We start from the raw sequence: 25,261 nt of genomic DNA, 5'->3' as shown, positions 1-25,261 counted from the left end.
CATGCGACCCGCCGGCGTGCTGCTGTCCGGCCGCGTCAGGCGAGCAGCGCGTACGCCACCAGCGCCGCCGTCGTGGCCGTCTCCACGAGCGCGCCGAGCACGTCCCCTGTGATGCCGCCGAGCCGCCGCCTGGCGCGCCTGAGCAGCAGCAGGGCGGCGGCGAGCCCCGCGAGCAGCGCGGCCGGCGCCGCGAGCGCTCCGGCGGGCGGGAGCTCTTCGAGCCCGCCCGCCGCGACCAGGCCGATCACGGCGGCGACGACAAGCGCGGCCACGGTGACGAGCACGGCGGCGGGGCGGCGTACGGTGCCCGCGACCATCGCGCCCAGCCCCTCGGGGCGGGCGGTCGGCACGCCCTCCCGGCAGGCCCACGTCAACGCCAGCCGCCCGGCCAGGCAGGCGGTCACCAGGGCGGCATGGCGTACGAGATGGCCGCCGCCGATGGAGGCGAGGGCCGCGACCTGGACGAGCAGCGTGAGCACCAGCGTCACCACGCCGAACGGCCCGATGTCCGACTTTTTCATGATGTCGAGCGCCTGGGCGGCCGGTTTCGCGCTGCCCAGCCCGTCCGCGAGATCGGCGAGCCCGTCCAGATGCAGCGCCCGGGTGAACAGCGCCAGCAGCGCGATCGCCAGCGCCGCCCCGAGCAGCGGCCGGCCGCTGAGCAGCGCCGGCGGCAGCCCCGCGACCAGCCCCAACGCGAGACCGACGGCCGGGGCGAGCGCCATCGCCTGCCCCGCCACGCGCCGATCCACCCGCTCCACGCGTACGGGAAAGACGCTCAGCGTGCCCACGGCGAACCGCAGCCCGTCCATCGATCGCATAACGGGCGATCCTAGGGCCCACTAGGGTGGCGGGATGCACGTGCTCGAACTGCAAGGCGTCGGCGTCAGGATCGCAGGCAAGACGCTGCTCCACGGCGTCGACTGGCAGGTGGACTACGGCGATCACTGGGCCGTCCTGGGGCCCAACGGCGCGGGGAAGACGACGCTGATGTCGCTCGCGGCGGCGGTGCGCCACCCCAGCGAGGGCACGGTCAAGGTGCTCGGGCACCGGCTCGGCCGCGTCGACGTGCGCGAACTGCGCCGCCACATCGGGCTCGTCGCCTCCAGCCAGCGGCTCGTCGACGAGGAGCTGATGGAGGAGGAAGGGGCGACCGCTCACACGGTGGTGCTCACCGGGCACACCAGCACGAGCGTTCCGCTGTGGGACCGGTACGGCGACGCCGAGCACGACCGCGCGCACCGGCTCCTCGCCGACCTCGGCTGCAAGGAACTCGCCGAGCGGCCGTTCCGCGTGTGCTCCCAGGGCGAGCGGGCCCGCGTACGGGTGGCCAGGGCCCTCATGTCGGAGCCCGCGGTGCTGCTGCTCGACGAGCCGTTCGCGGGCCTCGATCTGCCCGCCCGCGAAGACCTCGTCAGCGCCGTCGAGCACCTCGCCGCCGTCCGTCCCGTGCTCACCACCGTGACCGTCACCCACCACCTGGAGGAGGTGCCCGCCACGACCACGCACGCCATGCTCATGCGCGAGGCCAGGGTGCTCGCCGCGGGCCCGGCCGAGGACGTGCTCACCTCCGAGCTGCTCAGCGAGTGCTTCGGGCGGCCGCTCCAGGTGGACAGGATCGACGGCCGCTGGTACGCCCGCGCCGCCCGCTCCTGACCACCGCCGGGCCGGGTGCGGGGCTGACGGCTTCGCTCACAGTTCGAGTACGCGGCCCGCGACCACCAGGGCCACGTACTCCGATTCGGCGGCCAGGCGCTCGTTGAGGCGTCCCAGGGCGTCTCTGAACGCGCGTCCGCTGGCCGTCGCGGGCACCACGCCCATGCCGACCTCGTCCGAGACGGCCACCAGCGGCTGCGGCGCCTGCCGCCAGGCGGCCACCAGCTCGTCGCAGCGGGCGGACACCGGAGCCCGGTCGCCCTCCCAGGCCCCGTGCTCGTCGAAGACCGCCGCCAGCCACGTGCCCAGGCCGTCGATCAGCAGCGGCGTGGTGGCGGAGCGGATCGCCGTCGCGAGATCGGTGGTCTCCAGGGTGTCCCAGTGCGCGGGCCTGCGCTCCCGGTGCGCCCGTACGCGCGCCGCCCACTCGCCGTCGCCCGCGCAGGAAGGACCCGTGGCCACGTACGTGACGTGCGGCTCCGCCGCCAGCCTGGCCTCCGCCTCCGCCGACTTGCCCGACCTGGATCCGCCGAGCAGCAGCGCCCGCCGTGGCATCCGCGCCCGCACGCCCTGTCCCGGTGTCACCTCCGTGCCGTCGGATACGACGATCGCGCCCCACAGCCGCAGCCGCCGGGCCAGCTCATCCTCCGAACGGATCCGGTGGTCGAGCCCGACGGCCACCACCGTGGTCGCCGCGCCCGCCAGCCCGGCCCTGCGCAGCTCTCCGAGACGTTCCGGACGGCCGAGGAGGTCGATGAGCACGACGTCGTACGGGGCGGGCTCCGGCGCGGGCACGGGGACGCCCCGGGGGAGGTGCAGCAGCCGGGCGCCGTCGGGGCAGACCAGCCCGAGGCCGCCTGCGGACGTGCGGTAGCCGGCGGGCAGGCCGCGGAAGGGGTACGTGACGCGGCCGTCGACCACGAGCCCGAACGGGCGGCGATGACCGGCGGGCAGCGCGGCGCACGAGGCGCACAGGCAGCCGGCCTCCGGCCAGCCCGCGCCCCCGGCCGTACCGGTGAGAAGGGCCTTCACCGCGCCGAGCGTACAAAGGGAACGGCCGCGCGCCCCCGCCGGGTCCCGCGCGTCAGACAGGAGTGAGGGGGACGCGGAACCGGGGGAGACAGAGGAAGGCGCGCGGGGCAGGCCGGCGGGAAGGTCGGAGGCCAGGGGCGGAGGGTGCGCCGGCGAAGCCGTCACACTCGCTCCGCGAAAGGCGCGCGGGACAGGCCGGCGGGGAAGGCTCGACGGTAGGGTTCGCAGTGCCTGCGAAGGGTGCGCCGGCGGATAAGGAGCGTGTGGCATGACATGGCGATGGCGTTATGAGAACGCGCGTGGCGCAGAGGTGGCGGATCGCCCTTTGCCGCGAGAGGTCTTCCCGAGCCAGGCCGACGCCGAGTCCTGGCTCGGCGAGAACTGGCGTGAGCTGCTCGAGGCAGGTGTCGAGCAGGTCGCGTTGCTTGAGGAGGACCGCGTGGAGTACACGGGATTGTCGTTGCGCCAGGAGTAAGGCAGAAAGAGCCGGAGGAAACGAAGAACCCCTTGAGCGGAGTACGGCTCAAGGGGTTTCGTCGTACGGGGGCTACGGCCGGGTGGCCGGGCTCACCGTCTTGGACGGGTCGCGCTCGACCACGTCGCCGAGCACGTCGTCGATCTTCTTCAGCACGTCGGCGTCGAGCTTGACGCCCGCCGCCTTGACGTTGTCGCGCACCTGCTCGGGGCGGGTGGCACCGACGATGGCGCTGGAGACGTTCGGGTTCTGCAGCACCCAGGCGACCGCCAGCTGAGCCATGGACAGGCCCAGGTCGGCGGCGATGGGCTTGAGCTCCTGCACGCGGGTCAGCACGTCGTCCCGCATGAAGCGGGCGATCATGGCGGAGCCGCTCTTGTCGGTGGCCCGGGAGCCCTCCGGCGGCTGCTGGCCGGGCAGGTACTTGCCGGTCAGCACGCCCTGAGCGATCGGCGACCAGACGATCTGGCCGACGCCCTCCTTCTCACTCAGCGGCACGACCTCGGACTCGATGACCCGCCACAGCATGGAGTACTGCGGCTGGTTGGACACGATCCGGTCGAAGCCCATCTCATCGGCGATCTTCAGAGCGCGGGCGATCTGGTCGGCGGTCCACTCGCTGACACCGACGTAGAGGACCTTGCCCTGGCGTACGAGGTCGTCGAACGCCTTGAGCGTCTCCTCGAGCGGGGTCTCGTAGTCGAAGCGGTGCGCCTGGTAGAGGTCGACGTAGTCGGTCTGCAGGCGGCGGAGCGAGCCGTGGATCGACTCGAAGATGTGCTTGCGAGACAGGCCGCGGTCGTTCTTACCGGGGCCGGTCGGCCAGTAGACCTTGGTGAAGATCTCCAGCGACTCCCTGCGCACACCCTTGAGGGCCCGCCCCAGCACCTCCTCGGCCTTCGTCCCCGCGTAGACGTCGGCGGTGTCGAACGTGGTGATGCCCTCGTCGAGGGCCGCCTGGACGCACTGCTTGGCGGCGTCCTCCTCGACCTGAGAGCCGTGGGTGAGCCAGTTGCCGTAGCTGATCTCGCTGACCATGAGACCGCTGCGGCCAAGGTGTCGGAATTCCATGCATCCGACTCTAATGGCCATACATCGGATGATCTGATTCGGGATAGGGTGCGCGACGTGCTGAAGCTCGTACGGCTGGCGCTCACCGCCGCGATCCTCACCGCCATCGTGGTCCGGCTGCGCCGTCGCGCCCGCATGCCCGCCAGGCCGGACGCAGGACGGACCGCCACAGTGCCCTGGCCGGGCGGCTCGGCGCGCCGCACGAGGGTGTGGCCGGTCTGGGCGGCGGTCGCGGCGATCGCGGCCGTGGTGCTCGCGGTCGCGCTGATGCCCCCGTACGACGCCTCCGGCGCGCACGAGCGGGCCCGGCGGGAACGCCAGAGCGCGCTGATCGCGGCGGCCGAGCGCACTGCCGAGCCCATGACACCGTCCACCCCGGAGCCGGTCCCGACGCCCGACCCGTACTGCGCGCCCGCGCTGAGCACGGGGACGGCCCGCCCGGAGACCGGCCGCACGACGAGCGGCCGTGCGGTGACGATCCGCCCGATCGACCCCGAGGTCAGGCGGGCGGTGAACCGTCAGTGGCGGCGCATCGAGCGGTGGCTGAAGGCGAACGCGCCGCGTACGTACCGCGAACTCGGCAGACCCGGCAGGGCGCGCACGATCGCGATCGCCGAGGCGCAGATGGGCGTGCGCTTCCCCGACGACCTGCGCGCCTCGCTGCTGCGCCACAACGGCGCCGCGGGCTTCGGATTCGGCGCGGACCCCGATGGAGTGTCGAACCTGCCCATCCGCGAGATCAGGGACACCTGGCGCCGGGAGTGCGGGCACGACCCCACCGACAGCGGTGACGACCCCTGGAGGGAGCTGTGGAGCGGCAGGATGATCCCGTTCCTCGCCTTCACCGGCAGGGCGGACGGCTCCGCGACGTACGCCTTGATCGACTCCGCCGACGGCACGGTCGGCTGGGACGACGGGAGCGCCGGCATGGGGCGGCGGCTGCCGTCGTACTACGCGCTCATGCGGGCCGTCGCCGACGCCCTGGAGAACGGGACGGAGTTCGACGGCCGGCGGCCCGCGGTGGAGCGAGGCGTGCTGCGCTGGGAGTACGCGGACTAGGCGACCCGTGCCGTCACTTCTTGGTCGGCACCGGCTCCTCGCCGACCTGCACCCTCGGCGGCGGGAACCGCAGCTTGCGGATCTGCAGCGCCCGCATGGCCGCGTAGAAGCCCACGCCCTTGACGCTCTCGTTCGGCATCTTCTCGGCCACCAGCTTCTTCACCTTGAAGGCCACGTAGACCGAGGTGAACAGCACGCCGAGCATCATGATCGGCCAGCCGATCGTCACGACGTAGCCCAGCACCTGGGCGCGGATCGACATCGGCCACGGAATCCAGGTGGCCAGCAGGATCACTAGCGAGAACGGCAGGAAATACTGACTCGGCAGCCGCCGGGAGTCGACCCAGTCGCGCGCGAATTTACGCGCGGGGCCCTTGTCGCGGGCAGGCAGATATCGCTCGTCACCGGCGAGTATGCCCTGACGGACCTTTTCCCGCTCGGCCGCCTGCTTGGCACGCATCTGCCGGTACGCCTCTTTGCGGTCTTTCGGCGCGGAAACGTACTGGCGCCGCCTGCCTTCGGCATCCCGGCGCTTGGGTGTGGGACGACCTTTACCCTGGGGCTTAGGATCGTCAACGGGGACGGGGGTGTCGTCCACAGAGGTTTGGGAACGGCGTCGCAACACGACGTCAACCCTACCTGGAGTGCAACTTAGTGACGCCCTCGTGCGTTATGCGTAGGGTAATCCCAAGGCGGCTGCGCTGCATCGGGATGTACACCAGCACGACCTAGAAGGGGACGGCCGACGCGCATGAGCGTGATGAAGAGACTTTCGATGATCTTCAAGTCCAAGGCCAACAAGGCCTTGGACAAGATGGAGGATCCGCGCGAGACCCTTGACTACTCCTACCAGCGGCAGCTCGAGCTGCTGCAGAAGGTGCGCAGGGGGGTGGCCGACGTCGCCACCTCGCGCAAGAGGGTGGAGCTGCAGATAACCGGCTTGGAGAACCAGGCGAGGAAGCTGGAGGAGCAGGGTCGCAAGGCGCTGTCCGTCGGCCGCGAGGACCTGGCCCGTGAGGCGCTGCAGCGGCGCTCCAACCTGCAGGCCCAGATCGCCGATCTGAAGGTTCAGCACGACAACCTCCAGGCCGAGGAGGAGAAGCTGACGACGGCCTCGCAGCGGCTGCAGGCCAAGGTCGACTCCTTCCGTACGAAGAAGGAGACCATCAAGGCCACCTACACCGCCGCCGAGGCGCAGACGCGCATCAACGAGGCGTTCTCCGGCATCTCCGAGGAGATGGGCGACGTCGGCCTGGCGATCCAGCGCGCCGAGGACAAGACGGCGCAGATGCAGGCCCGCGCCGGCGCCATCGACGAGCTGCTCGCCAGCGGCGCGCTCGACGACTTCAGCGGCACCCGCGGCGACGACATCCAGGCCGAGCTCGACCGCATGGGCGGCGGCATGGACGTCGAGCTGGAGCTGGCCAGGATGAAGGCCGAGCTCGGCCAGGGCCCGGCGCCGCAGCAGGCCATCGAGCAGGGCCAGCCGCAGCAGCAGGCGCAGCCTCAGCCGCAGCAGCAGGCCCAGCCGCAGCAGCAGGCCGGTCCCACCCAGCAGTACCGCCAGCCTGGGGAGGGCGCATGATCGTCAGAATCATGGGCGAGGGTCAGGTGGACATCTCCGCCGACGACATCGCCGTACTCAACGAGCTCGACTCCGAGCTGGAAGCGGCCATCGACGCGGGCGACGAGAAGGCCTTCCGCGTCAAGCTGCACGCGCTGCTCGACAAGGTGCGCCAGGTGGGCAAGGCGCTACCCGACGACAGCCTTGAGCCGTCAGAGCTGATCCTTCCCCCGCGGACGCCTCGATCGAGGAGGTCCGGGAGATGCTGGGCGACCAGGGCCTCATCCCGGGCTGACCCCGTGAGCACGCGGTTCGCGTCCGACCCCGGCCTCAGCCGCCGGATGGTCGTGACGCTGTTCCTGCTCGGGTTGCTCTATGTCGTGTTCGTCGGCGTACTGATCGCCCTCGGCGCTCAGGCGCTGACCGTGCTGGTGCTGGCGGGCGCCTTCCTGCTGGTGCAGTACTTCCTGTCCGACCGCATCGCACTGTTCGCGATGCACGGGCGGGAGGTCTCGCCGCAGGAGGCGCCCGAGCTGCACGGCATGATCGACCGGCTCTGCGCGCTGGCCGACATGCCCAAGCCGCGGGTGGCGATCGCGCAGTCCGACGTCCCCAACGCGTTCGCCACCGGGCGTGACCAGAAGCACGCCGTCGTCTGCGTGACCACCGGCATCCTGCGCCGCCTTGAGCCGCAGGAGCTGGAGGGCGTGATCGCTCATGAGCTGTCCCACGTCGCACACCGCGACGTGGCGGTCATGACCATCGCCTCGTTCCTCGGCATCGTGGCGGGGCTGATGACCAGGTTCGCGCTCTACACGGGGCTCGGCGGCCGCCGCAACGGCGGCCAGGGCGGGCTGCCCATCGGCGTCATCATCCTGCTGGTGTCCGTCGTCGTGTACGCCGTCAGCTTCCTGCTCACCCGCGCCCTGTCGCGCTATCGCGAGCTGGCCGCCGACCGGGCCGGTGCCCTGCTCACGCAGCGCCCGTCCGCGCTGGCCAGCGCACTGACCAAGGTGTCCGGCGACATGGCCAGAATCCCGACGCGCGACCTGCGGGAGGCGGAGCCGTTCAACGCCTTCTACTTCGCGCCCGCGCTGGCCAAGGGGGCGACGCTGGCCGCGCTGTTCTCGACGCATCCGCCGCTGGAGCGCCGCCTGGAGCAGCTGGCCGGCATCTCCCGCCAGCTCGGAAGGGGCTGAGGCCATGGGCTGGCTCGACGTGCTGCTCGGCCGGTCGAAGCCCGTCAAGCCGAATCTCGACGCGCTGTTCGCGCTGCCGTCCGCGGCGGTGACGCTGCAGGCGGCGACCGGTCTCACGCCCACCGGGCTGGGCTCCGTCGCCTTCCGCGCCGCCGAGGGCGGCGCCTTCGCCAGTCTCGAACGCGACGTCCAGGCGCTGCTGGGCGATCGCGTCGAGAAGTCATCCGACGGCTACGGCTACACCTGGCTGCTCGTACGCCGCCCGCCGGAGGCGCTCAGCGACCTGGTCACCGAGCTGCACGCGGTCAATTCCTCGCTGGAGGGCGCCGGGTTCGGCCCGTCGCTGCTGTGCTCGCTGGTGTCGTTCGCCCGGCGGGACGGCGGCCGGCTCGCCGTCGTCTACCTGTACAAGCGCGGCACCTTCTACCCGTTCGCGCCGCTGCCGGGGGAGAAGCGCGACAACGCGCTCGAACTGCAGGCCAGGGGTGCGCTGGAGGGCGAGCTGCCGCTGGAGAAGGATCTCGGCCGCTGGTTCCCGGTGTGGGGCGCTCCCGGACTCTGAGGCTTCGGGGCGCTTCGAGACGCCGGCGCCTCGGGGAGGCTTATCCGCAGGGGCGCTCATCTGCGACTATCGCACCGAGTGATCTAATTGTCACGTGGGGCGAAGGTTGTACGTGTTCGCCGCGTGCGCGTTCATCGTGGCGGCGGTGCTGGGCAGCGCCTGGATCACCGGCCAGTTCACCACGCCCGCGGTCGACAGGACGCACGGCTTCGTCAGCGAACTGGCCGCCCGCGACCAGCCGTGGACCCGGCTGTTCCGGGTCAGCGACGGGCTGGCGGGGCTCGCGTGCGTGCTCGGCGTGCTGCTGGTGCCCCGGGTGGCCCGCGAATGGCCGGGCTGGCTGGCGCTGGCCGCGTTCGGGCTGCTCACCTTCGCCGGCGGGCTGTTCCCGCTCGACTGCGCCGCGCTCAGCGACCCCTCCTGCGGCGCCGCCGGCGTCTCGCTCGCCCACCGGCTGCACGAGACGGCCGGCACGCTCGCCACGCTCGCCGTCCTGGCCGCCATGGCGTTCCTCGCCGCGTGCTGGCGGTCGTGGGTGGCGTGGCTGCTGACCTGGCTCAGCCTGGTCACCACGCTGCTCCTGGTGATAGCGCTGCTGGCGGGGCACGGCGCCGGCCTCGCGCACCGCGCCCAGCTCACGGTGATCGCGTTCTGGCTCGTGTACGTGGCACTGCACCTCTTGGTCACCGACGACGTCTCTCCGGAGCGCGTTGACGGCGATGCCGCCGAGGGCCGGATGGCCGGTGACGCGGCCGCGGACCCGCCTGCTGACGGCGTCGCCGGCCGTGCGGACGGTCCCGGGGCCGCCACCGATGACCCGTACGGCGAGGGCTGCCTGCGGGTCGCGCCCGGCCGCATGGGCGGCGTGGGCGGCGCCCGCGTCCTGCCACCACCGCCCGCTGAGGGCCGTGTGGCGTTTCCACCGCCCGCTGAGGGCGGTATGGCGCCTCCGCCGCCCGCTGACAGCCGCGTACCGCCTCCACCCCGTGCGGGAGGTAGCCGCGTAGTGCCTCCGCCCCCGCCGGCGGTTGCGTCCTGCCTCCGCCGCCCGCAGGCGCGTCGCAGGGCGCCGGGCCGCATGTCGTCGAGCAGGGTGAGGGGCCCGCCGTGCTCATCACCGCAGGTCCCGGCGGCGCCTGGTTCCATTGGGACGCCGTGGCCGAGCTGTTGGCGGGGAGCCGCCGTGTCATCCGCTTCGATCGCCCGGGGCTCGGACGCAGCCCGCGTCCCGTGACCCCGCCGACCCTGTACGCCGAGGTCGCCCGCCTGGCCGCGCTCGCACCCGCGCACCCTGAGCAGGTGACGCTCGTCGCGCACGGTGTCGCCTGCTGGCATGCGGAGGCGTTCGCCCGGCTGCACCCGCTGTGTCTGGCCGGGCTCGTCCTGGTGGACCCGGCCTGCGTGGCCGGACGCCGCCCGTACGCCGCCGCCAGGAACGCAGGGCGGTGGCTGCCCGCGCTCGGCGGCACGTGGGGCGCGGCCGTGCTGGCCCGCATGACGGGTCCCGTCGCGCACCGGCTGCTCACCGGCCTGCCCGACCCGTCCGGCGTGTACGTCCTGGGCAAGGTGCCCGCCGCCGTCGTGGGGGAGTGGCTCGCCCGGGGTGACATGGCCGCCGATCTGCTCCTGCTCCGCGCCGACAAGCCCTTCCCCGCCGTCCCGGTCACCGTGATCAGTGGTGAGGACGCCGACGAGTGCCAGGCCCGGCTCGCCGCCACGCTCGGCGGGAGGCATGTACGGCTGCCGGGGATCGGCCGCCGCATCCCGCTCCGCGCCCCGCAGGCCATCGCCGGCGCCGTGACGGCCGGGCACGTGGATGCCTGACGTGTGCCCCGGGCAACGCCCGGCGCACGGCCGGATCAAGGCGTGCAGCCCGTTCCGGCGATCCCGTGACGTGCGGCCGGATGAGGGCGTGACGTGCGGGTGGTGATCGCGTGACGTGCGGCCGGATGAGGACGTGATGTGCGGCCCGGCGTACGCGCCATGTGCGGCCCGGTGAACCTGTGACGGGCGGTCCGGTGATCACGTGACGGGAAGCCCGGCGAACCGCCAGAATGGCGGTAAAGTCGCCATTTCGTGGGGGATGTGCCAATGCCGGACCACGCGCCCCTGCGTCCTGGCGACCCCGCGGCGGTGGGCGGCTATCGCCTGACCGGGCGGCTCGGCGAGGGCGGGCAGGGCATCGTGTACCTCGCCACGGGCGCCGACGGGACGCGTGTCGCGGTCAAGCTGCTGCGCGCCGACCTGGTGGGCGACGCCCAGGCGTCGGAGCGGTTCGTCCGCGAGGTGGCGATGGCCAGGCGGGTGGCGCCCTTCTGCACCGCCCAGGTCATCGAGACCGGGCTGAGCGACGGGCGGCCGTACATCGTGAGCGAGTACATCGACGGCCGCACCCTGACCGACGTCGTACGCGAGCAGGGCCCGCGCACCGGCACCGCCCTGCACCGGCTGGCCATCGGCACGGTCACCGCGCTGGTCGCCATCCACCAGGCCGGCATCGTGCACCGGGACTTCAAACCGTCGAACGTGGTGCTGGCCTCCGACGGGCCGCGCGTCATCGACTTCGGCATCGCCAAGGCGCTCGACCTGGCATCGACGCTCACCAGCGCCGTGGTCGGCACGCCGTCGTACATGGCGCCCGAGCAACTCGGCGACGAGGGCCCTGGGCCGAAGTCGGACATGTTCGCCTGGGCGGGCACGATGGTCTTCGCCGCGTCGGGACGGCCGCCGTTCGGGCAGGACAGCGTGGCCGCCGTGGTGAACCGCATCCTGCACGCCGAGGCCGACGTCTCCTGCATCGGCGACCCCGCCCTGCGCGCGCTGGTCTCCGACTGCCTGGCCAAGGACCCGGACAGCAGACCGGCGGCCGACGAGGCCCTCATGCGCCTGCTCGGCCACGTCCCTGCCGCGCCACGGCACCCCCTGCCGCCCCAGACCGCGGGCCAGCCCGCCTCGCAAGCCTCACCGCCCCAGAACCCGCCGCCTCATGGCTCGTTGTCTCAGAGCTCCTCGCCCCAGAGCCCGTCCTCTCGGGACGCGTCGCTCGAAAGCTCGTCGCCTCAGGGCTCGTCGTCTCGGGGCCTGGCGCTTCAGGGGCTGCCGTCTCAGGCAGGGCCGCAGCAGGGCCTGCTCTTAGAGGGCAGCGCCGCCTCGCGGAACACGCCCTTAGAGCCCAGCGGGCAGGCCGCGCCACCCGCGCCACCCCGGCCGGGTGCCCAGACGGCACCGCCCAGCCCGGGGGGCCCGGCCACACCGCCCGAGCATGGTGGCCAGGCCGCATCGCCCGCCCCGGCCGCGCCGCCCAGGCGGGACGGCCCGGCAGCGCCGCCCGGTGAGACGGCACTTCCCCCCATGGCCACGCCGCCAACGTCAGGTGGCCGGGTCGCGCCGCCGGCCCAGGCCGCCGCACAGCCCGGTCCGGGTGCCCGGACGCCGCCCGGACCGAGCGGCCCGGCCGCATCGTCCAAGCCAGGCGGCCAGGTCACGCCGCCCAGTCACGTCACACCGCCCAGTCACGTCACACCGCCAGGTGCGGTCGCGCCGCATGGTCAGACGGCATCACCCGCTCAGACCCCGTCGCCCACGTCAGGTGGCCAGGCCCCATTGCGCGGGCCTGCCGAGCCGGTGCCGTCGCCTGGGGCGGGCGGTGCGGCCACGCCGGCCGGGCCGCGCGGTCAGGTCGCGCCGGCCGCCCCAGGTGACGGGCCTGAGAGGGCGGCTCGGCGGCGAAGGGCCAGGTTGGTGGTGGCCGGAGCCACGGCCGGGGTGCTGGGGCTGGCCGCTGCGGTCACGCTGGTCGCCGTACGGCTGAGCACGCCTGCGTCGCCCACCGTCAGCCCGACCCCGTCGGCGGCGGCCATCACGACGGCGGGGACCACCGCCACGCCCGAGCTCCGTACGTTCACGCTGCCGGGCACCTCCGTGGAGGTCCGGGAGAGCGACGCCGACCCCGTCAAGCTGGTCTCCTACACGCTGGACGGCGGCAAGCGCCTCTACGTGCGCAAGCACGACGCGAACGAGTTCGCCCCAGAGGAGCGCTACTTCGAGTACGCCCTCGACCCCAGGACGAACCTCGCCCTGGCCACCGACGTGGACTACAGCACGGACCTGTTCTCCACCGTCTCGATCGTCGATCACCGCACCGGCACCAAGCGCGTGGTCAAGCTCAGCCCGAAGCCGGTCTTCCCGACCACGCCCCGCTGGTCGCCGGACGGTGAGCGGGGCCTGGTCACCCTCTACAAGGGCGAGGGCGACGCCGTGCAGACGTACGGCTTCGGCGTCATCGACGTCGCCGCGGGCCGGGGCGAGGTGTTCGAGGTGCGGGAGAAGGGCGCGGGGGAGTGGCGCTTCTTCTGGGACGCGGGCGGCCGCGCGGTGGGCACGTGGGCGGGCGGCGCGATGACGTTCTACGGCCTGGACGGCAAGGTGCTGCGCACGCTCAAGGACGTCGGCTCGCCGGTGTGGGTGGAGGGCGACGACGTCTCGCCGTCCGGCGGCCGGTTCCTGGCGCACTGTACGCCTGCGGGCACCGCGCTGTGCGTGCGCCCGACGGCGGGCGGTGACCCGGTCACCGTGCCGATCGCCGCCGAACGGCTCATCGGCTGGTGGGACGACGACCACCTGGCGGTGTGGCGGCGGGCGGGTAACGGCTACGAGGCGGTCGTGGTGGACCTCAAGGGCCAGGTCGGCAGGGTGCTGGCGAAGGCTCCCGACAAGGCGCAGTTCGAAGCGATGGGTTTCCGCTTCGCCAGGCCCACCGCGTAGCGCGTACCCGATCTAGGATCGGGGCCTGGACCCACCTGAGGGGGTTGCCCGTGGACATCACCGTGATCGGCGAGGGCTCGGTCCTGGCCGCGCCCGACATCCTGCGGCTGCACGCGGGCGTGGAGGTCCGCAGGGCCTCCGCGGCCGAAGCGTTCTCCGCCGCCCGCGCCGCCGCGACGCGGCTCGCCGAGGCGCTGGACCGGGCGGGAGTGACCGCCCGCGACGTGACGACGGTCGAGCTGTCCCTGGGCCCCGAGTACGCGGCGTACCCCAAGGTGTCGGCCTACCGGGCGGCGCAGGGCGTGGAGGCCGTCGTCCGCGACGTGAGCAGGGCCGACCACGTCATCGACACGGTGGCGGGCGTGGGCGAGGAGGTCAGGCTCAACGGCGTGGCGTTCGAGCTGTCCGACCCCGCGAGGGCGCTGGCCGAGGCCAGGGAGCGGGCATTCAGGGACGCCGCCGCCAAGGCCGTCCAGTACGCCGCGCTGGCGGGCCGGCCGCTCGGCCGCGTGGTGTCGGTGAGCGAGCTGCGCCAGGCCCCGCCGCAGCCGATGCGGGCGGCGGCGCTGGCGGCCGAGGCCGGGGCCTCGATCAGCCCCGGCACGCGGCAGGTCACGGTCTACGTGGAGGTCGGATACGACTTCGCCTGACCCTTGCGCGGGTACGACTTCGCGTGACCCTCACCGGGTCACTTCGCGCGACCCGGCACCGGGTTACGGCAGCGCCAGCATGCGGTCGAGCGCGACCTTGGCCCAGTGGGCGGTGTCGTCGTCCACTGTGATCTGGTTGACGACCTCGCCGAGCACCAGCGACTCCAGCGCCCACACCAGGTGCGGCAGGTCGATGCGGTTCATCGTGGAGCAGTAGCAGACCGTCCTGTCGAGGAACGAGATGTTCTTGTCGGGGAAGGTCTGGGCGAGCCGCTTGACCAGGTTCAGCTCGGTGCCGACGGCCCAGCTCGAACCGGCCGGCGCGGCTTGCAGCGTCTTGATGATGTACTCGGTCGAGCCGATGTAGTCGGCCTTGGTCACGACCTCGTGGCGGCACTCGGGGTGCACGAGCACGTTGACGCCGGGGATGCGGGCGCGCACGTCGTCCACGGACTCGGCGGTGAAGCGGCCGTGCACCGAGCAGTGGCCGCGCCACAGGATCATCTTCGCCCGCTCCAGCTCCTCGCGGGTCAGGCCGCCGTTCGGGCGGTGCGGGTTCCACACCACGCAGTCGTCGAGCGACATGCCCATCTCCAGCACGGCCGTGTTGCGGCCCAGGTGCTGGTCGGGCAGGAACAGCACCTTCTCGCCCTGCTCGAACGCCCAGTCCAGGGCGCGGCGGGCGTTGGACGAGGTGCACACCGCGCCGCCGTTGCGCCCGCAGAACGCCTTGATGTCGGCGCTGGAGTTCATGTACGTGACCGGTACCACCACGTCGGCGAGCCCCGCGTCCTCCAGCTCCTCCCAGCACTCCTCGACCTGGTCGTAGGTCGCCATGTCGGCCATGGAGCAGCCCGCCGCCATGTCGGGCAGGATCACCTTCTGGCCGTCGCCGGTCAGGATGTCGGCGGACTCGGCCATGAAGTGCACGCCACAGAAGACGATGTACTCCGCCTCGGGGCGCGCCGCCGCCTGCTGGGCGAGCTTGAACGAGTCGCCCGTCACATCGGCGAACTGGATGACCTCGTCGCGCTGGTAGTGGTGGCCGAGCACGAACAGGCGGTCGCCGAGCGCCTCCTTGGCCTTCCGGGCGCGTTCCACCAGCGCGGGGTCGGAGGCGGGAGGCAGCTCGCCGGGGCAGTCGACCCCCTTCTCACTGTGCGGATCGGCTCCCCTGCCGAGGACGAAAAGCGGCAGTCCGGTCTGGGTGGCCATCGCCATACCCCCTTATCGTCGGTTTGACGATACTCATGATGACATACCGCCGAAACGGTTTATTCCGGGATGTCCGGTACTCGGGAATGTGTGGACACTCGCAGGTGTTGGTAGCGTCATCTGTAGGACGTCGAAAACAGACAGCCGGGTTAGGGAGTCAGCAGATGACGGTTGAGAGCAGCGAGACCACGGCACAGGGCCTGATCCTGACTGACGCGGCCGCCGCCAAGGTCAAGAGCCTGCTGGAGCAGCAGGGTGAAGAGGGTCTGCAGCTGCGGGTCGCCGTGCAGCCGGGCGGGTGCTCCGGCCTGCGCTACCAGCTCTTCTTCGACGACCGTTCGATGGACGGTGACGTCGTGTCCGAGTTCGGTGGTGTGAACGTGGTCACCGACCGGATGAGCGCTCCCTACCTCATGGGCGCGACCATCGACTTCGTCGACACCATCGAGAAGCAGGGCTTCACGATCGACAACCCCAACGCCACGGGCTCGTGCGCCTGTGGTGACTCGTTCAACTAAGAGCGGGTCGTCCGCAACCACCGCAAGGTCCCGTCCGCCTTTGAGCGGGCGGGACCTTCGCGTATTCTCGTGGGGCTCATTTGGCCTGCTGACAACGAGGAAGAAGAATCCCGTGCGCATCGCCGTAACCGGCTCCATCGCGACAGACCACCTGATGACGTTCCCCGGCAGCTTCGGCGACCAGCTGATCGCCGAGCAGCTCGACCGAGTGTCGCTCTCCTTCCTGGTCGACGATCTGCAGATCCGTCGCGGGGGATGCGCGGCGAACATCGCCTTCGGAATGGCCTGTCTCGGCCTGCGGCCGATCCTCGTGGGCGCCGTCGGCAACGACTTCGCCGACTACCGCTCCTGGCTGGAGCGCCACGGCGTCGACTGCGACTCCGTGCACGTCTCCGAGACCCAGCACACCGCGCGCTTCCTGTGCACCACCGACGAGCACCACAACCAGATCGCCTCCTTCTACACCGGGGCCATGGCCGAGGCGCGGCTCATCGAGCTCAAGCCGGTCGCCGACCGTGTGGGCGGGCTCGACCTGGTCCTGATCAGCCCCAACGACCCCGACGCGATGCTGCGCCACACCGACGAGTGCCGCCAGCGCGGCATCCCGTTCGCCGCCGACATCTCCCAGCAGCTCGCGCGCATGGAGGACGAGCAGATCCGCCAGCTCGTCGACGGCGCCGCCTACCTGTTCTCCAACGACTACGAAAAGGGCCTCATCGAGCAGAAGACCGGCTGGTCCGACGCGGAGATCCTCGACCGCGTCGGCGTCCGGATCACCACGCTCGGCCCCAAGGGCGCGGTCATCGACCGCAAGGGCGAGCCGTCCATCCAGGTCGCCCCCGCCCCCGAGCGCGGCAAGGCCGACCCGACCGGCGTGGGCGACGCCTTCAGGGCGGGCTTCCTCGCTGGCCTGGCCTGGGGCCTGTCGCTGGAGCGGTGCGGGCAGATCGGCAACCTCACCGCCACGCACGTGCTCGAGCGCGTGGGCGGTCAGGAGTACGAACTGGGGCAGAAGGAGTTCCTGGAGCGCTTCGGAGCCGCGTACGGCGCCGACGCGGCCGCGGAGATCGCCCAGCACGTCCGCTGCTACCACCCCTGACCGATCCAGGGCCTTTCCCGCACGCGAAAGGCCCCTTTCACGCGCCAGGCCGGGCCGCTCACCGGCGGTCCGGCCCTTTCTGACATGAGCGCCCGGTACGGCCCCTCCCAGGCGCTCAGCGTGGTGCGACGGGCGCTCGGCCGGGCGTCCCGCGTGGCGTGCGGGCGCGCAAAGCGGCGTGCCCTGAGCGGCGCGCGGCTGCGCAAAGCGGCGTGCTCTGCGCGGCGTGCGGGCGCTCAGTGCCGCGCGTAGACGCGGTGCACGAACTCGGCGAGCTGGTCGTCGCTCAGGTGCGCGGCCAGGTCCGCCTCGCTGATCATGCCGACCAGCCGGCCGCCGTCCATCACCGGCAGCCGCTTGATCTGGTGCTCCTCCATGCGTGAGAGCGCCTCCTCCACCGTGGCGTCCGGCGCTACCCAGACCAGTCCGGTGGCCAGCTCGCCCGCCGTCGTCTTGGCCGGGTCGTGCCCCGCGGCGATGCACTTGATCACGATGTCGCGGTCGGTGATGATGCCCGTCACCCGGTCGTCGGGCCCGCACACGGGCAGTGCCCCCACTTCGTGCTCGCGCATGAGCTGCGCGGCCCTGTCGAGGGTTTCGTGCGTGCTGATGCACTCGGCGCCCGTGCTCATGACGTCGCGTGCGCAGTTGTGCGACTGTGAGCTGATCATGGCTTTCCCCTGGTGTCGGCGACTTCCTTCGGAAGTCCCCTACCCCCCATACAGGGACAAATCGGACCCCTAGTAATTGCGGCGGACGTGGATGGCCCAGCCGCCCTCGGGCAGCTCGTACGAGCCGACATGGCGATGCGACTTCAGCCTGCACCACGCCGGCACGTCGTTGTACGCCGCGGGATCGTCGGCCAGCACGGCCACCACCGCGTTCAGCGGGACGTGGTTGATCTGCTCGGCGAGCATGATGATCGGGATCGGGCACTTCTTCCCGAGCGCGTCGATCGTCAACGCCGGCTGGGTAACCTCGGTCATGCGACTCCTGCGTCCTGGCGGATGCGGTGCACCAGCTCGGGCAGCACGGCGAGGAACGCGTCGACCTCGGCCGCTGACGTGCCCCTGGGCAGCGACACCCGGACATTGCCATGCGTCAGCACGCCCATCGCTTCAAGAACGTGCGATGGACGAAGCGTACTAGCGGTGCACGAACTTCCGGAGGATACCGCGAAGCCCGCCTTGTCCAGTTCGGTGAGCAGCGCCTCGCCGTCGACGTACAGGCACGAGAAGGTCACGATGTGCGGCGCCCGCTCGACCGGGTCGCCGATGACCTCCACGTCCGGCACGAGCTGCGGGACCCGCTCCCTGATCCGGTCGACCAGCGCCGACAGCCGGGCCTGCTCCGCCTCCGCCTCGGCGGCCATCGCACGCAGCGCGGCCGCCGCCGCGACCACGGCGGGCACGTTCTCGAAGCCCGGCACTCGCCGGCGCTCGCGCTCGTCCAGCGGCAGGGGAGAGCGGAAGCGCGTGCCCTTGCGCACGGCGAGCACGCCGACCCCGGCAGGGCCGCCCCACTTGTGCGCGCTGGCCGTCAGCACCGACCAGCCCGGCGGGATCGGCAGCCGCCCGGCCGTCTGCGCCGCGTCCACCAGCAGCGGCACGCCGTGCTCCCGGCAGGCGGCGGCCACCTCGGCGACCGGCTGGAGCGTGCCGACCTCGTGGTTGGCCGTCTGCAGGCACGCGAGCGCCGTGCCCGGCCGCGCGACCGCCTCGGCGAAGGCGGCGGCGTCGGCTTTGCCGGTGATGTCCACGCCGACCGTCTCGACCGTCCCGCCGTCGCGTTCGTGCACTTCACCGGCGTGCAGGACGCTCGAATGCTCCACGGCACTGGTGACCAGGTGGCGCCCGGCCCTGCGCCTGCCGTGTAGGGTTCCGAGCACACCGAGATGCACGGCCTGTGTGCCGGACGAGGTGAACGACACCTCGTCGGGTCGCGCGCCGAGCACCTCGGCCACCTCCGTGCGGGCCTGCTCCAGCAGCAGGTGCGCACGGCGGGCAGCGCCGTATAGTCTCGCGGGGTCGGCCCAGCCGGCGTCCAGCGCCGCCAGCAGCGCCTCACGCGCCTGGGGGTGCAGCGGTTCGGTTGATGCCGCATCGAAGTACGCCACGAGACTCATCGTCCCACTTCCGGCGCCATGGAGGGGTCGCGCGGTGGGGCGAGGCACCTGCACGCTAATGTGTCTGCAATCAAGCTGTGCATCAGGAAATACGAGCGCCCAGGGGAAAGACTCTTGGGCTTCATCTGTGGGGTAGGCGATCCGTGAGTCCGACTCGCCGTACGACGCGGCGTTCGTTGGCCCGGCGCAGGGTGCCACGCGCCGCCGCTTTGGCGTTGCTGCTGGCCACTGCTACGGCGTGTGCTAATGACGTCCCCGAGGCCAAATGGTCTCGCGGCCTTCTTCCCGATCACGTCACCGAGCAGGGCGGGGTCGTCCAGAGCCTGTGGAACGGGGCTTGGATCGCCGCTCTCGCCACGGGCGCCGTCGTCATCGTTCTGATCTTGTGGGCGTCGATCTTCCACCGCAAGCGCAGGGCCAAGGCCGACCTTCCGCCGCAGGTGCGTTACAACCTGCCCATCGAGATCCTCTACACGGTCATTCCGCTGGTGATGGTCTCGGTGTTCTTCTTCTTCACCGCGCGCGACAGCGAGACGCTCACCAAGGTGAGCGGCGACGCGCCGGTCAAGGTCAAGGTCGAGGCGTTCCAGTGGAGCTGGCGCTTCACCACGACCTACAAGGGCAAGACGATCGAACCGGTCGCGGGCGTGCCGGTCAGCGACTACAACCAGGGCCCTCAGCTGGTCCTGCCGAAGAAGACGAAGGTCGAGTTCGACCTGTCGACCGACGATGTCATCCACTCGTTCTGGGTGCCGGAGTTCCTCTTCAAGCGTGACGTCATCCCCGGCATCCCCGAGGACAACCCCGGCCGTAAGTTCGAGATCACCACGCTCGACAAGACCGGCACCTTCGCCGGCCGCTGCGCCGAGCTCTGCGGTGTCGACCACAGCCGGATGCTCTTCTCGGTCAAGCTCGTGGACCAGACCGAGTTCGAACAGTACATCGCGACCCACCAGGCTGGGAGTGCCCAGTGACCGCCATCCAAGAACCACTGACGACGACGCCGCGGGTCCGGCCCAGCACCAAGGGCCAGATCATCGCGAAGTGGATGAGCTCGACCGATCACAAGATCATCGGGCACATGTACTTGATCACGTCGTTCGCCTTCTTCCTCATCGGCGGCGTGATGGCGCTGGTCATGCGGGCCGAGCTGGCGCAGCCGGGGCTGCAGTTCACCACCAACGAGCAGTTCAACCAGCTGTTCACCATGCACGGCACGATCATGCTGCTGATGTTCGCGACGCCGCTGTTCGCCGGCTTCGCGAACGAGCTGATGCCGCTGCAGATCGGCGCCCCCGACGTGGCGTTCCCGCGCCTGAACATGGTCAGCTACTGGCTCTACCTGTTCGGCAGCATCATCGCCGTCTCCGGCTTCTTCACCCCGGGCGGCGCCGCCTCGTTCGGCTGGTTCGCCTACACGCCGCTGTCCAACGCGATCAACTCGCCGGGCATCGGCGGTGACCTGTGGATCATGGGTCTGGCGCTGTCGGGTCTCGGCACCATCCTCGGTGCGGTGAACTTCATCACCACGATCATCTGCATGCGCGCGCCCGGCATGACGATGTTCCGGATGCCGATCTTCACCTGGAACGTCCTGCTGACCAGCATGCTCGTGCTGATGGCCTTCCCGGTGCTGGCCGCCGCGCTGCTGGCGCTCGAGGCCGACCGCAAGCTCGGCACCCACATCTTCGACTCCGAGTTCGGCGGCGCGCTGCTGTGGCAGCACCTGTTCTGGTTCTTCGGCCACCCCGAGGTGTACATCATCGCGCTGCCGTTCTTCGGCATCGTGACGGAGATCCTGCCGGTCTTCAGCCGCAAGCCGATCTTCGGTTACATCAGCCTCATCGGCGCGACGATCTCGATCGCCGGTCTGTCCATCACGGTCTGGGCGCACCACATGTTCCCGACCGGGCAGGTGCTGCTGCCGTTCTTCTCGTTCATGACGTTCCTCATCGCGGTGCCGACCGGCGTGAAGTTCTTCAACTGGATCGGCACGATGTGGCGCGGGCACCTGACGTTCGAGTCGCCGATGCTGTTCTCGATCGGCTTCCTCGTCACGTTCCTGCTCGGCGGTCTGACCGGTGTCATCCTGGCCTCGCCGCCGCTCGACTTCCACATCAGCGACACCTACTTCGTCGTGGCCCACTTCCACTACGTGGTCTTCGGCACCGTCGTGTTCGCGATGTTCGCCGGGTTCTACTTCTGGTGGCCGAAGTTCACCGGCAAGATGCTCAACGACAAGCTAGGCAAGCTGCACTTCTGGCTGCTGTTCATCGGCTTCCACACGACGTTCCTCGTCCAGCACTGGCTCGGCATGCTCGGCTTCCCGCGCCGCTACGCCGACTACAGCGCGGCCGACGGCTTCACCGACCTCAACCTGCTGTCGTCGGTGGGCGCGTTCATCCTCGGCGCCTCCACTCTGCCGTTCTTCTACAACGTCTGGAAGACCTGGCGCAGCGCGCCCAAGGTCACCGTCGACGACCCGTGGGGTTACGGCGGTTCGCTCGAGTGGGCGACCTCCTGCCCGCCGCCGCGGCACAACTTCACCTCGCTGCCGCGCATCCGGTCCGAGCGCCCCGCGTTCGACCTGCACTACCCGCGCACCTCGAGCAAGTCCACCGAGGAGGTTGAGGCCTGATGAAGGTCCAAGGTTGGCTGTTCCTGCTGTGCGGGGTCTTCTTCGCCGGCGTCGACATCGCGTACTGGTTCTGGACCAAGGCCGCCACCGGTCAGGGTGAGCCGGTCGGCACCACCGCGATGGCCATCTCGGTCGGGTTCGCCTTCATGGTGGGCTACTACCTGATGTTCACCGCGAAGCGCATCGGCGCCCAGCCGGAGGACAACAAGCAGGCCGAGATCAGCGAGGGTGCGGGCGAGCTCGGGTTCTTCAGCCCGAGCAGCTGGTGGCCGCTGTTCCTGTGCCTGGCGGCGGCGTTCGCCTTCGCCGGGTTCGTGATCGGCTTCTGGATGTTCCTGATCGGGGTCTTCCTCGTGATCATGGCCATGATCGGGTTCGTGTTCCAGTACTACCGGGGCCACTTCTCGCACTGAGCCACTGAGCCGCACACCTGAAGCGGGCGGCCTCCCTTGGGGAGGACGCCCGCTTTTTGGTGTTCTTTAACGGTGTACGGATGTGGTGATTCGATCACTCAGGGTAATAAGGAGGCGGAAGCGGTTCGATAAGGGACGAGGGAGTACTCGTGGGGCGCGGTACGTATGGATGCGGCCTGCTGGCCATGGCGCTGCTGGCGGCGTGCTCGGCGGGCGAGCCGGCCGACGACCCCAAGAAGGGCGTCGCCATGGCGGGCAAGGCCTACAGCGCCCCCGTGGGCGTCACTCCGGCGGACAAGTCGTCGAACGTCCCCACCGACCGGCCCGTGGTCGTCTCCGCCCAGGGCGGCACGCTCAAGAGCGTCCGGGTGGACGGCGGCAAGTCGGGGCCGCTGAAGGGCGTGCTGAGCGCCGACCGTACGCGCTGGCGCAGCCTCGGCACCGCCAGGCCCGGCGCCTCGTACACGGTGACCGCGGTCTCCGTGGACGCCACGGGCAAGGAGCACGAGACCACCAGCAAGTTCAGCACGGTCAAGGCCACCAAGACGTTCGACATCGAGAGCATCACCCCGAACAAGGAGGTCACCGGCCTGACCGTCGGGGTCGGCATGCCGGTGATGATCGCCTTCGACCAGCCCATCCAGGACCGGGTGGCCGTCGAGCGCAACCTCATCATCCGCAGCTCCAAGCCGGTGGAGGGGGCCTGGCACTGGTTCGACGACCAGCACGTGGACTTCCGGCCGAAGAAGTACTGGCCGGCCAGGACCAAGGTGCGGGTGGAGGCCAAGCTGGCGGGCGTGCGCGGCGGGCCCGGCATGTACGGCAAGCGCGACGTACGACTCGACTTCAAGATCGGCCGCCAGCAGATCACCAAGGGCAGCGTCAACGAGCACGTGCTCGTGGTCAGGCGGGACGGCAAGAAGATCCGTACGATGCCGATGAGCGCAGGCCAGGGCGGCCAGTGGAAGTACCACACGACCTCGGGCATCCACCTGGCGATGTCCCGCGAGCCCGTCACGATCATGACCTCGCCCGGCATCGGGCCCGGCCAGCCCGGCTACTACCAGATGACCGTCTACAACACCGTCCGCATCTCCAACAGCGGTGAGTACGTGCACAGCGCGCCCTGGTCGGTCGGCTCGCAGGGCCGCGCCAACGTCAGCCACGGCTGCGTGAACATCAGCCCGGCCAACGCGATCTGGTTCCTCAAGAACACGCTGATCGGCGACCCCATCATCATCACCGGCTCGCCGCGCAAGCTGGAGCCCACCAACGGCTGGGGGCACTGGCAGGAGGACTGGAAGCAGTGGCTCAAGTGGAGCTCGCTCAAGGCCGGTCCCACCATCGCACTGTCCTGACCGCGCGTACCTCGTCGCCTCCGGCGCGACGCGCGCTCTTGCGGCGCTGACGGGCGGGATCCCGTTCCGAGGCGCTGAGAAGGACGCTCACGGCATGAAAACGGCGCCGCCACTCCTGGTGAGGGGCGGCGCCGTCGCGCCAGGTCAGAGTCCTCTCAGAGCCGTCTCGGCGGTGGCGCTCCCGTGGGGGAGCCGGGACGCGAGAAGGCCAGGGGTCAGGAGCGCGGGAAGGCGCTGCTGACCTCGATCCAGCGCTCCAGCGTGGCCTTGGCGGCGCCGGAGTCGACGGCCTGCGCCGCGCGGGCGTAACCGTCGATCATCGCGGAGTCGAGGTCGTCGCCGGGCCCGTCGAGCGCCACGAGCGCCGCGGCCGCGTTGAGCAGCACCGCGTCGCGCACCGGCCCCGTCTTGCCCTCCAGCAGGTCGTGCACGGCCTGGGCGTTGAACGCGACGTCGCCGCCGCGCAGCGCGCCCACGTCGGCCCGCGGGATGCCGAGCACCGCCGGGTCGAACGTGGTCTGCGTCGCCGTGCCGTCCTTGACCACCCAGACGGTGGAGGTGGCGGCGATGGTCAGCTCGTCGAGGCCGTCGTCGCCGCGGAAGACCAGGGCGGAGACGCCGCGCTCGGCGAAGACGCCGGCCAGCACCGGCAGCATGCGGGCGTCGTAGACGCCGATGGCCTGCGCCGACGGGCGGGCCGGGTTGGTCAGCGGGCCGAGGAAGTTGAAGATCGTCGGAACGCCGATCTCCTTGCGCGTCGGACCGGCGAAGCGCAGCGCCGGGTGGTAGACCGGCGCGAAGCAGAAGGCGATGCCCGCCTCGCGCGCCACCTGCGCCGTCTGCTCGGGCGTGAGATCGAGCCGGATGCCGAGGTGCTCCAGGACGTCGGCAGCGCCGCACGAGGACGACGCCGCGCGGTTGCCGTGCTTGACCACCCTGGCGCCCGCGGCGGCGGCCACGATGGCGGCCATCGTCGAGACGTTGACCGTGTGGGCGCGGTCGCCGCCGGTGCCGACGATGTCGACCACCGGGCCCTCGACCTTCAGCGGCGTGGCCAGCTCCAGCATGGTGCGGGCCAGGCCCACCACCTCGGCCACGGTCTCGCCCTTGGCCCGCAACGCGACCACGAAGGCGGCGATCTGGGACGGCGTCGCGGCGCCGGACATGATCTCCCGCATCGCCCAGGCCGACTCGTCGGAGGTGAGGTTCTCTCCCGACAGGAGAGCGTTGAGCAGGGTTGGCCAGGTCGTCCGGGAGTCCATGGTCACCTACTTAGCGTTGAGACGGGTGGCGGAGCGGCGGCGCATGAGGTCGGCCACGGTGTCGGCGAGCACCAGCGGCTCGAGCGGCTGCGAGACGACGGCGTCGGCCTTGGACCACTCGGCCAGCCAGCGGTCGTCGCGCCTGGCGATGATCAGGCAGATGGGCGGGCAGTCGTAGACCTCGTCCTTGGCCTGCCGCGAGACGCCCATGCCGCCGGCGGGCTGGGTCTCGCCGTCGAGCACGGCGACGTCGATCTCACCGGAGCCCAGCCACTGGTGCACCTTGGGCTCGGTGGCGCACTCCACGATCTCCACGAGGGGTACGTCGGCCGCGGGACGCCTGCCGATGGCCTGGATCACCTCGGCCCTGGTGGCGGCGTCGTCGCTGTAGACGAGGACTTTCATCTTCTCGTCGGTGCTCCCACTGGACATCGGTCGCGCTCACTATCAGTCGAAGAGGTATGGTCACCTGGGATCGTACCGGTGCGTGGGCATGCGTACCCAGGCCACCATGCCTGGCGGGTGTTTTATGGCGATTATCCCAGGTTGGTCGGTGGTTCGTACCTGCTAACGGGGGGTCGTGCGCCGGACCGACCACCGG

26 protein-coding genes and 1 pseudogene are annotated in these 25,261 nt (G+C 70.9%); 17 read left to right on the top strand and 10 right to left on the bottom strand.

All coding sequences use genetic code 11. The annotated features are described in order from the left end of the window. Positions 1–35: 35 nt before the first annotated feature. Positions 36–821, bottom strand: a complete 786-nt coding sequence (locus tag WBK31_RS23000) for an adenosylcobinamide-GDP ribazoletransferase (protein WP_406673107.1) — start codon at positions 819–821, stop codon at positions 36–38. Positions 822–855: 34 nt separating this feature from the next. On the opposite strand from WBK31_RS23000, the gene WBK31_RS22995 reads away from it, so the two are divergent. Further along, entirely contained in the window at positions 856–1,656 is an 801-nt protein-coding gene (locus WBK31_RS22995) for an ABC transporter ATP-binding protein (protein ID WP_406673106.1), read from the top strand. Between the two features lie 36 nt (positions 1,657–1,692). Here WBK31_RS22995 and WBK31_RS22990 read toward each other — a convergent pair whose 3' ends face one another. Next, on the bottom strand, positions 1,693–2,688 hold the full coding sequence (locus WBK31_RS22990) for a bifunctional adenosylcobinamide kinase/adenosylcobinamide-phosphate guanylyltransferase (RefSeq protein ID WP_406673105.1): 996 nt from the start codon (positions 2,686–2,688) through the stop codon (positions 1,693–1,695). 325 nt (positions 2,689–3,013) lie between these two features. Between WBK31_RS22990 and WBK31_RS22985 the strand changes: the two genes are divergently transcribed. After that, a complete protein-coding gene (locus tag WBK31_RS22985; RefSeq protein ID WP_378787632.1) occupies positions 3,014–3,163 on the top strand; it encodes a hypothetical protein in 150 nt (49 codons plus the stop codon). 72 nt (positions 3,164–3,235) lie between these two features. Here the strand turns inward: WBK31_RS22985 and WBK31_RS22980 are convergent, their stop codons facing one another. Next, on the bottom strand, positions 3,236–4,234 hold the full coding sequence (locus WBK31_RS22980) for an aldo/keto reductase family protein (protein ID WP_364055311.1): 999 nt from the start codon (positions 4,232–4,234) through the stop codon (positions 3,236–3,238). 57 nt (positions 4,235–4,291) lie between these two features. Here WBK31_RS22980 and WBK31_RS22975 point away from each other — a divergent pair, with 57 nt between their 5' ends. Continuing rightward, positions 4,292–5,293: an SMI1/KNR4 family protein gene (locus tag WBK31_RS22975; RefSeq protein ID WP_364055308.1), complete on the top strand. Its 1,002-nt coding sequence runs from the start codon at positions 4,292–4,294 to the stop codon at positions 5,291–5,293. A 13-nt stretch (positions 5,294–5,306) separates the two neighbouring features. On the opposite strand, the gene WBK31_RS22970 is transcribed toward WBK31_RS22975, so the two are convergent. Then, complete coding sequence (locus tag WBK31_RS22970) at positions 5,307–5,891, bottom strand: DUF3043 domain-containing protein (RefSeq protein ID WP_378787635.1); 585 nt, start codon at positions 5,889–5,891, stop codon at positions 5,307–5,309. 153 nt (positions 5,892–6,044) lie between these two features. Here WBK31_RS22970 and WBK31_RS22965 point away from each other — a divergent pair, with 153 nt between their 5' ends. The 8 genes and pseudogenes from WBK31_RS22965 (at position 6,045) to WBK31_RS22930 (ending at position 14,032) form a co-directional block, all read left to right on the top strand. Next, entirely contained in the window at positions 6,045–6,878 is an 834-nt protein-coding gene (locus WBK31_RS22965) for a PspA/IM30 family protein (protein WP_364055303.1), read from the top strand. Beyond that, positions 6,875–7,152 (top strand): annotated as a pseudogene (gene pspAA, locus WBK31_RS22960) (PspA-associated protein PspAA). The gene WBK31_RS22965 and the pseudogene pspAA overlap by 4 nt, the downstream one beginning before the upstream one ends. A gap of 4 nt (positions 7,153–7,156) precedes the next feature. After that, on the top strand, positions 7,157–8,056 hold the full coding sequence (gene htpX, locus WBK31_RS22955) for a zinc metalloprotease HtpX (protein WP_364055297.1): 900 nt from the start codon (positions 7,157–7,159) through the stop codon (positions 8,054–8,056). Positions 8,057–8,060: 4 nt separating this feature from the next. Continuing rightward, positions 8,061–8,618 carry a PspA-associated protein PspAB gene (gene pspAB, locus WBK31_RS22950; RefSeq protein WP_364055294.1) on the top strand — a complete coding sequence of 186 codons (558 nt, stop codon included), beginning with the start codon at positions 8,061–8,063 and terminating at the stop codon, positions 8,616–8,618. Positions 8,619–8,712: 94 nt separating this feature from the next. Then, complete coding sequence (locus WBK31_RS22945; protein WP_406673104.1) at positions 8,713–9,852, top strand: DUF998 domain-containing protein; 1,140 nt, start codon at positions 8,713–8,715, stop codon at positions 9,850–9,852. Beyond that, a complete protein-coding gene (locus WBK31_RS22940; protein ID WP_406673103.1) occupies positions 9,774–10,442 on the top strand; it encodes an alpha/beta fold hydrolase in 669 nt (222 codons plus the stop codon). Before WBK31_RS22945 ends, WBK31_RS22940 begins: the two co-directional genes overlap by 79 nt. A gap of 267 nt (positions 10,443–10,709) precedes the next feature. Beyond that, complete coding sequence (locus WBK31_RS22935; RefSeq protein ID WP_406673102.1) at positions 10,710–13,382, top strand: protein kinase domain-containing protein; 2,673 nt, start codon at positions 10,710–10,712, stop codon at positions 13,380–13,382. 50 nt (positions 13,383–13,432) lie between these two features. Beyond that, positions 13,433–14,032, top strand: a complete 600-nt coding sequence (locus WBK31_RS22930; RefSeq protein ID WP_364055285.1) for an SIMPL domain-containing protein — start codon at positions 13,433–13,435, stop codon at positions 14,030–14,032. Positions 14,033–14,095: 63 nt separating this feature from the next. Here the strand turns inward: WBK31_RS22930 and nadA are convergent, their stop codons facing one another. Further along, a complete protein-coding gene (gene nadA, locus WBK31_RS22925; protein WP_406673101.1) occupies positions 14,096–15,253 on the bottom strand; it encodes a quinolinate synthase NadA in 1,158 nt (385 codons plus the stop codon). Positions 15,254–15,411: 158 nt separating this feature from the next. On the opposite strand from nadA, the gene erpA reads away from it, so the two are divergent. Both erpA and WBK31_RS22915 read left to right on the top strand, forming a co-directional pair. Then, positions 15,412–15,765, top strand: a complete 354-nt coding sequence (gene erpA, locus WBK31_RS22920) for an iron-sulfur cluster insertion protein ErpA (protein WP_364055279.1) — start codon at positions 15,412–15,414, stop codon at positions 15,763–15,765. 112 nt (positions 15,766–15,877) lie between these two features. Beyond that, the gene (locus WBK31_RS22915; protein ID WP_364055276.1) at positions 15,878–16,864 is read left to right on the top strand and encodes a carbohydrate kinase family protein; all 987 of its coding nucleotides are present in this window, start codon (positions 15,878–15,880) and stop codon (positions 16,862–16,864) included. A 236-nt stretch (positions 16,865–17,100) separates the two neighbouring features. Here WBK31_RS22915 and WBK31_RS22910 read toward each other — a convergent pair whose 3' ends face one another. The 3 genes from WBK31_RS22910 to WBK31_RS22900 all read right to left on the bottom strand — a co-directional run bounded on the left by WBK31_RS22910 (position 17,101) and on the right by WBK31_RS22900 (position 18,989). After that, a complete protein-coding gene (locus tag WBK31_RS22910) occupies positions 17,101–17,535 on the bottom strand; it encodes a CBS domain-containing protein (protein WP_364055273.1) in 435 nt (144 codons plus the stop codon). 69 nt (positions 17,536–17,604) lie between these two features. After that, on the bottom strand, positions 17,605–17,850 hold the full coding sequence (locus WBK31_RS22905) for a sulfurtransferase TusA family protein (RefSeq protein ID WP_364055270.1): 246 nt from the start codon (positions 17,848–17,850) through the stop codon (positions 17,605–17,607). Next, the gene (locus WBK31_RS22900) at positions 17,847–18,989 is read right to left on the bottom strand and encodes an aminotransferase class V-fold PLP-dependent enzyme (RefSeq protein ID WP_364055267.1); all 1,143 of its coding nucleotides are present in this window, start codon (positions 18,987–18,989) and stop codon (positions 17,847–17,849) included. The genes WBK31_RS22905 and WBK31_RS22900 overlap by 4 nt, the downstream gene beginning before the upstream one ends. A gap of 383 nt (positions 18,990–19,372) precedes the next feature. Here WBK31_RS22900 and WBK31_RS22895 point away from each other — a divergent pair, with 383 nt between their 5' ends. The 4 genes from WBK31_RS22895 (at position 19,373) to WBK31_RS22880 (ending at position 23,398) form a co-directional block, all read left to right on the top strand. After that, positions 19,373–19,963: a cytochrome c oxidase subunit II gene (locus tag WBK31_RS22895; protein WP_364055264.1), complete on the top strand. Its 591-nt coding sequence runs from the start codon at positions 19,373–19,375 to the stop codon at positions 19,961–19,963. Further along, positions 19,960–21,627, top strand: a complete 1,668-nt coding sequence (gene ctaD / locus WBK31_RS22890) for a cytochrome c oxidase subunit I (RefSeq protein ID WP_364055261.1) — start codon at positions 19,960–19,962, stop codon at positions 21,625–21,627. The genes WBK31_RS22895 and ctaD overlap by 4 nt, the downstream gene beginning before the upstream one ends. Continuing rightward, on the top strand, positions 21,627–22,040 hold the full coding sequence (locus WBK31_RS22885; protein WP_364055258.1) for a cytochrome c oxidase subunit 4: 414 nt from the start codon (positions 21,627–21,629) through the stop codon (positions 22,038–22,040). The genes ctaD and WBK31_RS22885 overlap by 1 nt, the downstream gene beginning before the upstream one ends. 149 nt (positions 22,041–22,189) lie before the next feature. Next, on the top strand, positions 22,190–23,398 hold the full coding sequence (locus WBK31_RS22880) for an Ig-like domain-containing protein (protein WP_364055255.1): 1,209 nt from the start codon (positions 22,190–22,192) through the stop codon (positions 23,396–23,398). A gap of 215 nt (positions 23,399–23,613) precedes the next feature. Here WBK31_RS22880 and trpD read toward each other — a convergent pair whose 3' ends face one another. Both trpD and WBK31_RS22870 read right to left on the bottom strand, forming a co-directional pair. Further along, on the bottom strand, positions 23,614–24,660 hold the full coding sequence (gene trpD / locus WBK31_RS22875; RefSeq protein ID WP_364055252.1) for an anthranilate phosphoribosyltransferase: 1,047 nt from the start codon (positions 24,658–24,660) through the stop codon (positions 23,614–23,616). A 6-nt stretch (positions 24,661–24,666) separates the two neighbouring features. Then, on the bottom strand, positions 24,667–25,092 hold the full coding sequence (locus tag WBK31_RS22870) for a hypothetical protein (RefSeq protein ID WP_364055249.1): 426 nt from the start codon (positions 25,090–25,092) through the stop codon (positions 24,667–24,669). Positions 25,093–25,261 lie beyond the last annotated feature (169 nt).

Origin of the sequence: Nonomuraea sp. N2-4H, from assembly GCF_045291505.1 — a bacterium.
GTDB lineage: Bacteria > Actinomycetota > Actinomycetes > Streptosporangiales > Streptosporangiaceae > Nonomuraea > Nonomuraea fastidiosa.
This window is presented reverse-complemented; position numbering and strand designations above follow the sequence as displayed.

What these genes read in the sequence shown, in the direction of transcription:
- WBK31_RS23000 (WP_406673107.1), bottom strand. Translation starts at nt 821, where the DNA reads ATGCGATCGATGGACGGGCTGCGGTTCGCCGTGGGCACGCTGAGCGTC.
- WBK31_RS22995 (WP_406673106.1), top strand. Translation starts at nt 856, where the DNA reads ATGCACGTGCTCGAACTGCAAGGCGTCGGCGTCAGGATCGCAGGCAAG.
- WBK31_RS22980 (WP_364055311.1), bottom strand. Translation starts at nt 4,234, where the DNA reads ATGGAATTCCGACACCTTGGCCGCAGCGGTCTCATGGTCAGCGAGATC.
- WBK31_RS22965 (WP_364055303.1), top strand. Translation starts at nt 6,045, where the DNA reads ATGAGCGTGATGAAGAGACTTTCGATGATCTTCAAGTCCAAGGCCAAC.
- pspAB (WP_364055294.1), top strand. Translation starts at nt 8,061, where the DNA reads ATGGGCTGGCTCGACGTGCTGCTCGGCCGGTCGAAGCCCGTCAAGCCG.
- WBK31_RS22935 (WP_406673102.1), top strand. Translation starts at nt 10,710, where the DNA reads ATGCCGGACCACGCGCCCCTGCGTCCTGGCGACCCCGCGGCGGTGGGC.
- nadA (WP_406673101.1), bottom strand. Translation starts at nt 15,253, where the DNA reads ATGGCGATGGCCACCCAGACCGGACTGCCGCTTTTCGTCCTCGGCAGG.
- erpA (WP_364055279.1), top strand. Translation starts at nt 15,412, where the DNA reads ATGACGGTTGAGAGCAGCGAGACCACGGCACAGGGCCTGATCCTGACT.
- WBK31_RS22910 (WP_364055273.1), bottom strand. Translation starts at nt 17,535, where the DNA reads ATGATCAGCTCACAGTCGCACAACTGCGCACGCGACGTCATGAGCACG.
- WBK31_RS22905 (WP_364055270.1), bottom strand. Translation starts at nt 17,850, where the DNA reads ATGACCGAGGTTACCCAGCCGGCGTTGACGATCGACGCGCTCGGGAAG.
- WBK31_RS22900 (WP_364055267.1), bottom strand. Translation starts at nt 18,989, where the DNA reads ATGAGTCTCGTGGCGTACTTCGATGCGGCATCAACCGAACCGCTGCAC.
- WBK31_RS22885 (WP_364055258.1), top strand. Translation starts at nt 21,627, where the DNA reads ATGAAGGTCCAAGGTTGGCTGTTCCTGCTGTGCGGGGTCTTCTTCGCC.
- trpD (WP_364055252.1), bottom strand. Translation starts at nt 24,660, where the DNA reads ATGGACTCCCGGACGACCTGGCCAACCCTGCTCAACGCTCTCCTGTCG.
- WBK31_RS22870 (WP_364055249.1), bottom strand. Translation starts at nt 25,092, where the DNA reads ATGTCCAGTGGGAGCACCGACGAGAAGATGAAAGTCCTCGTCTACAGC.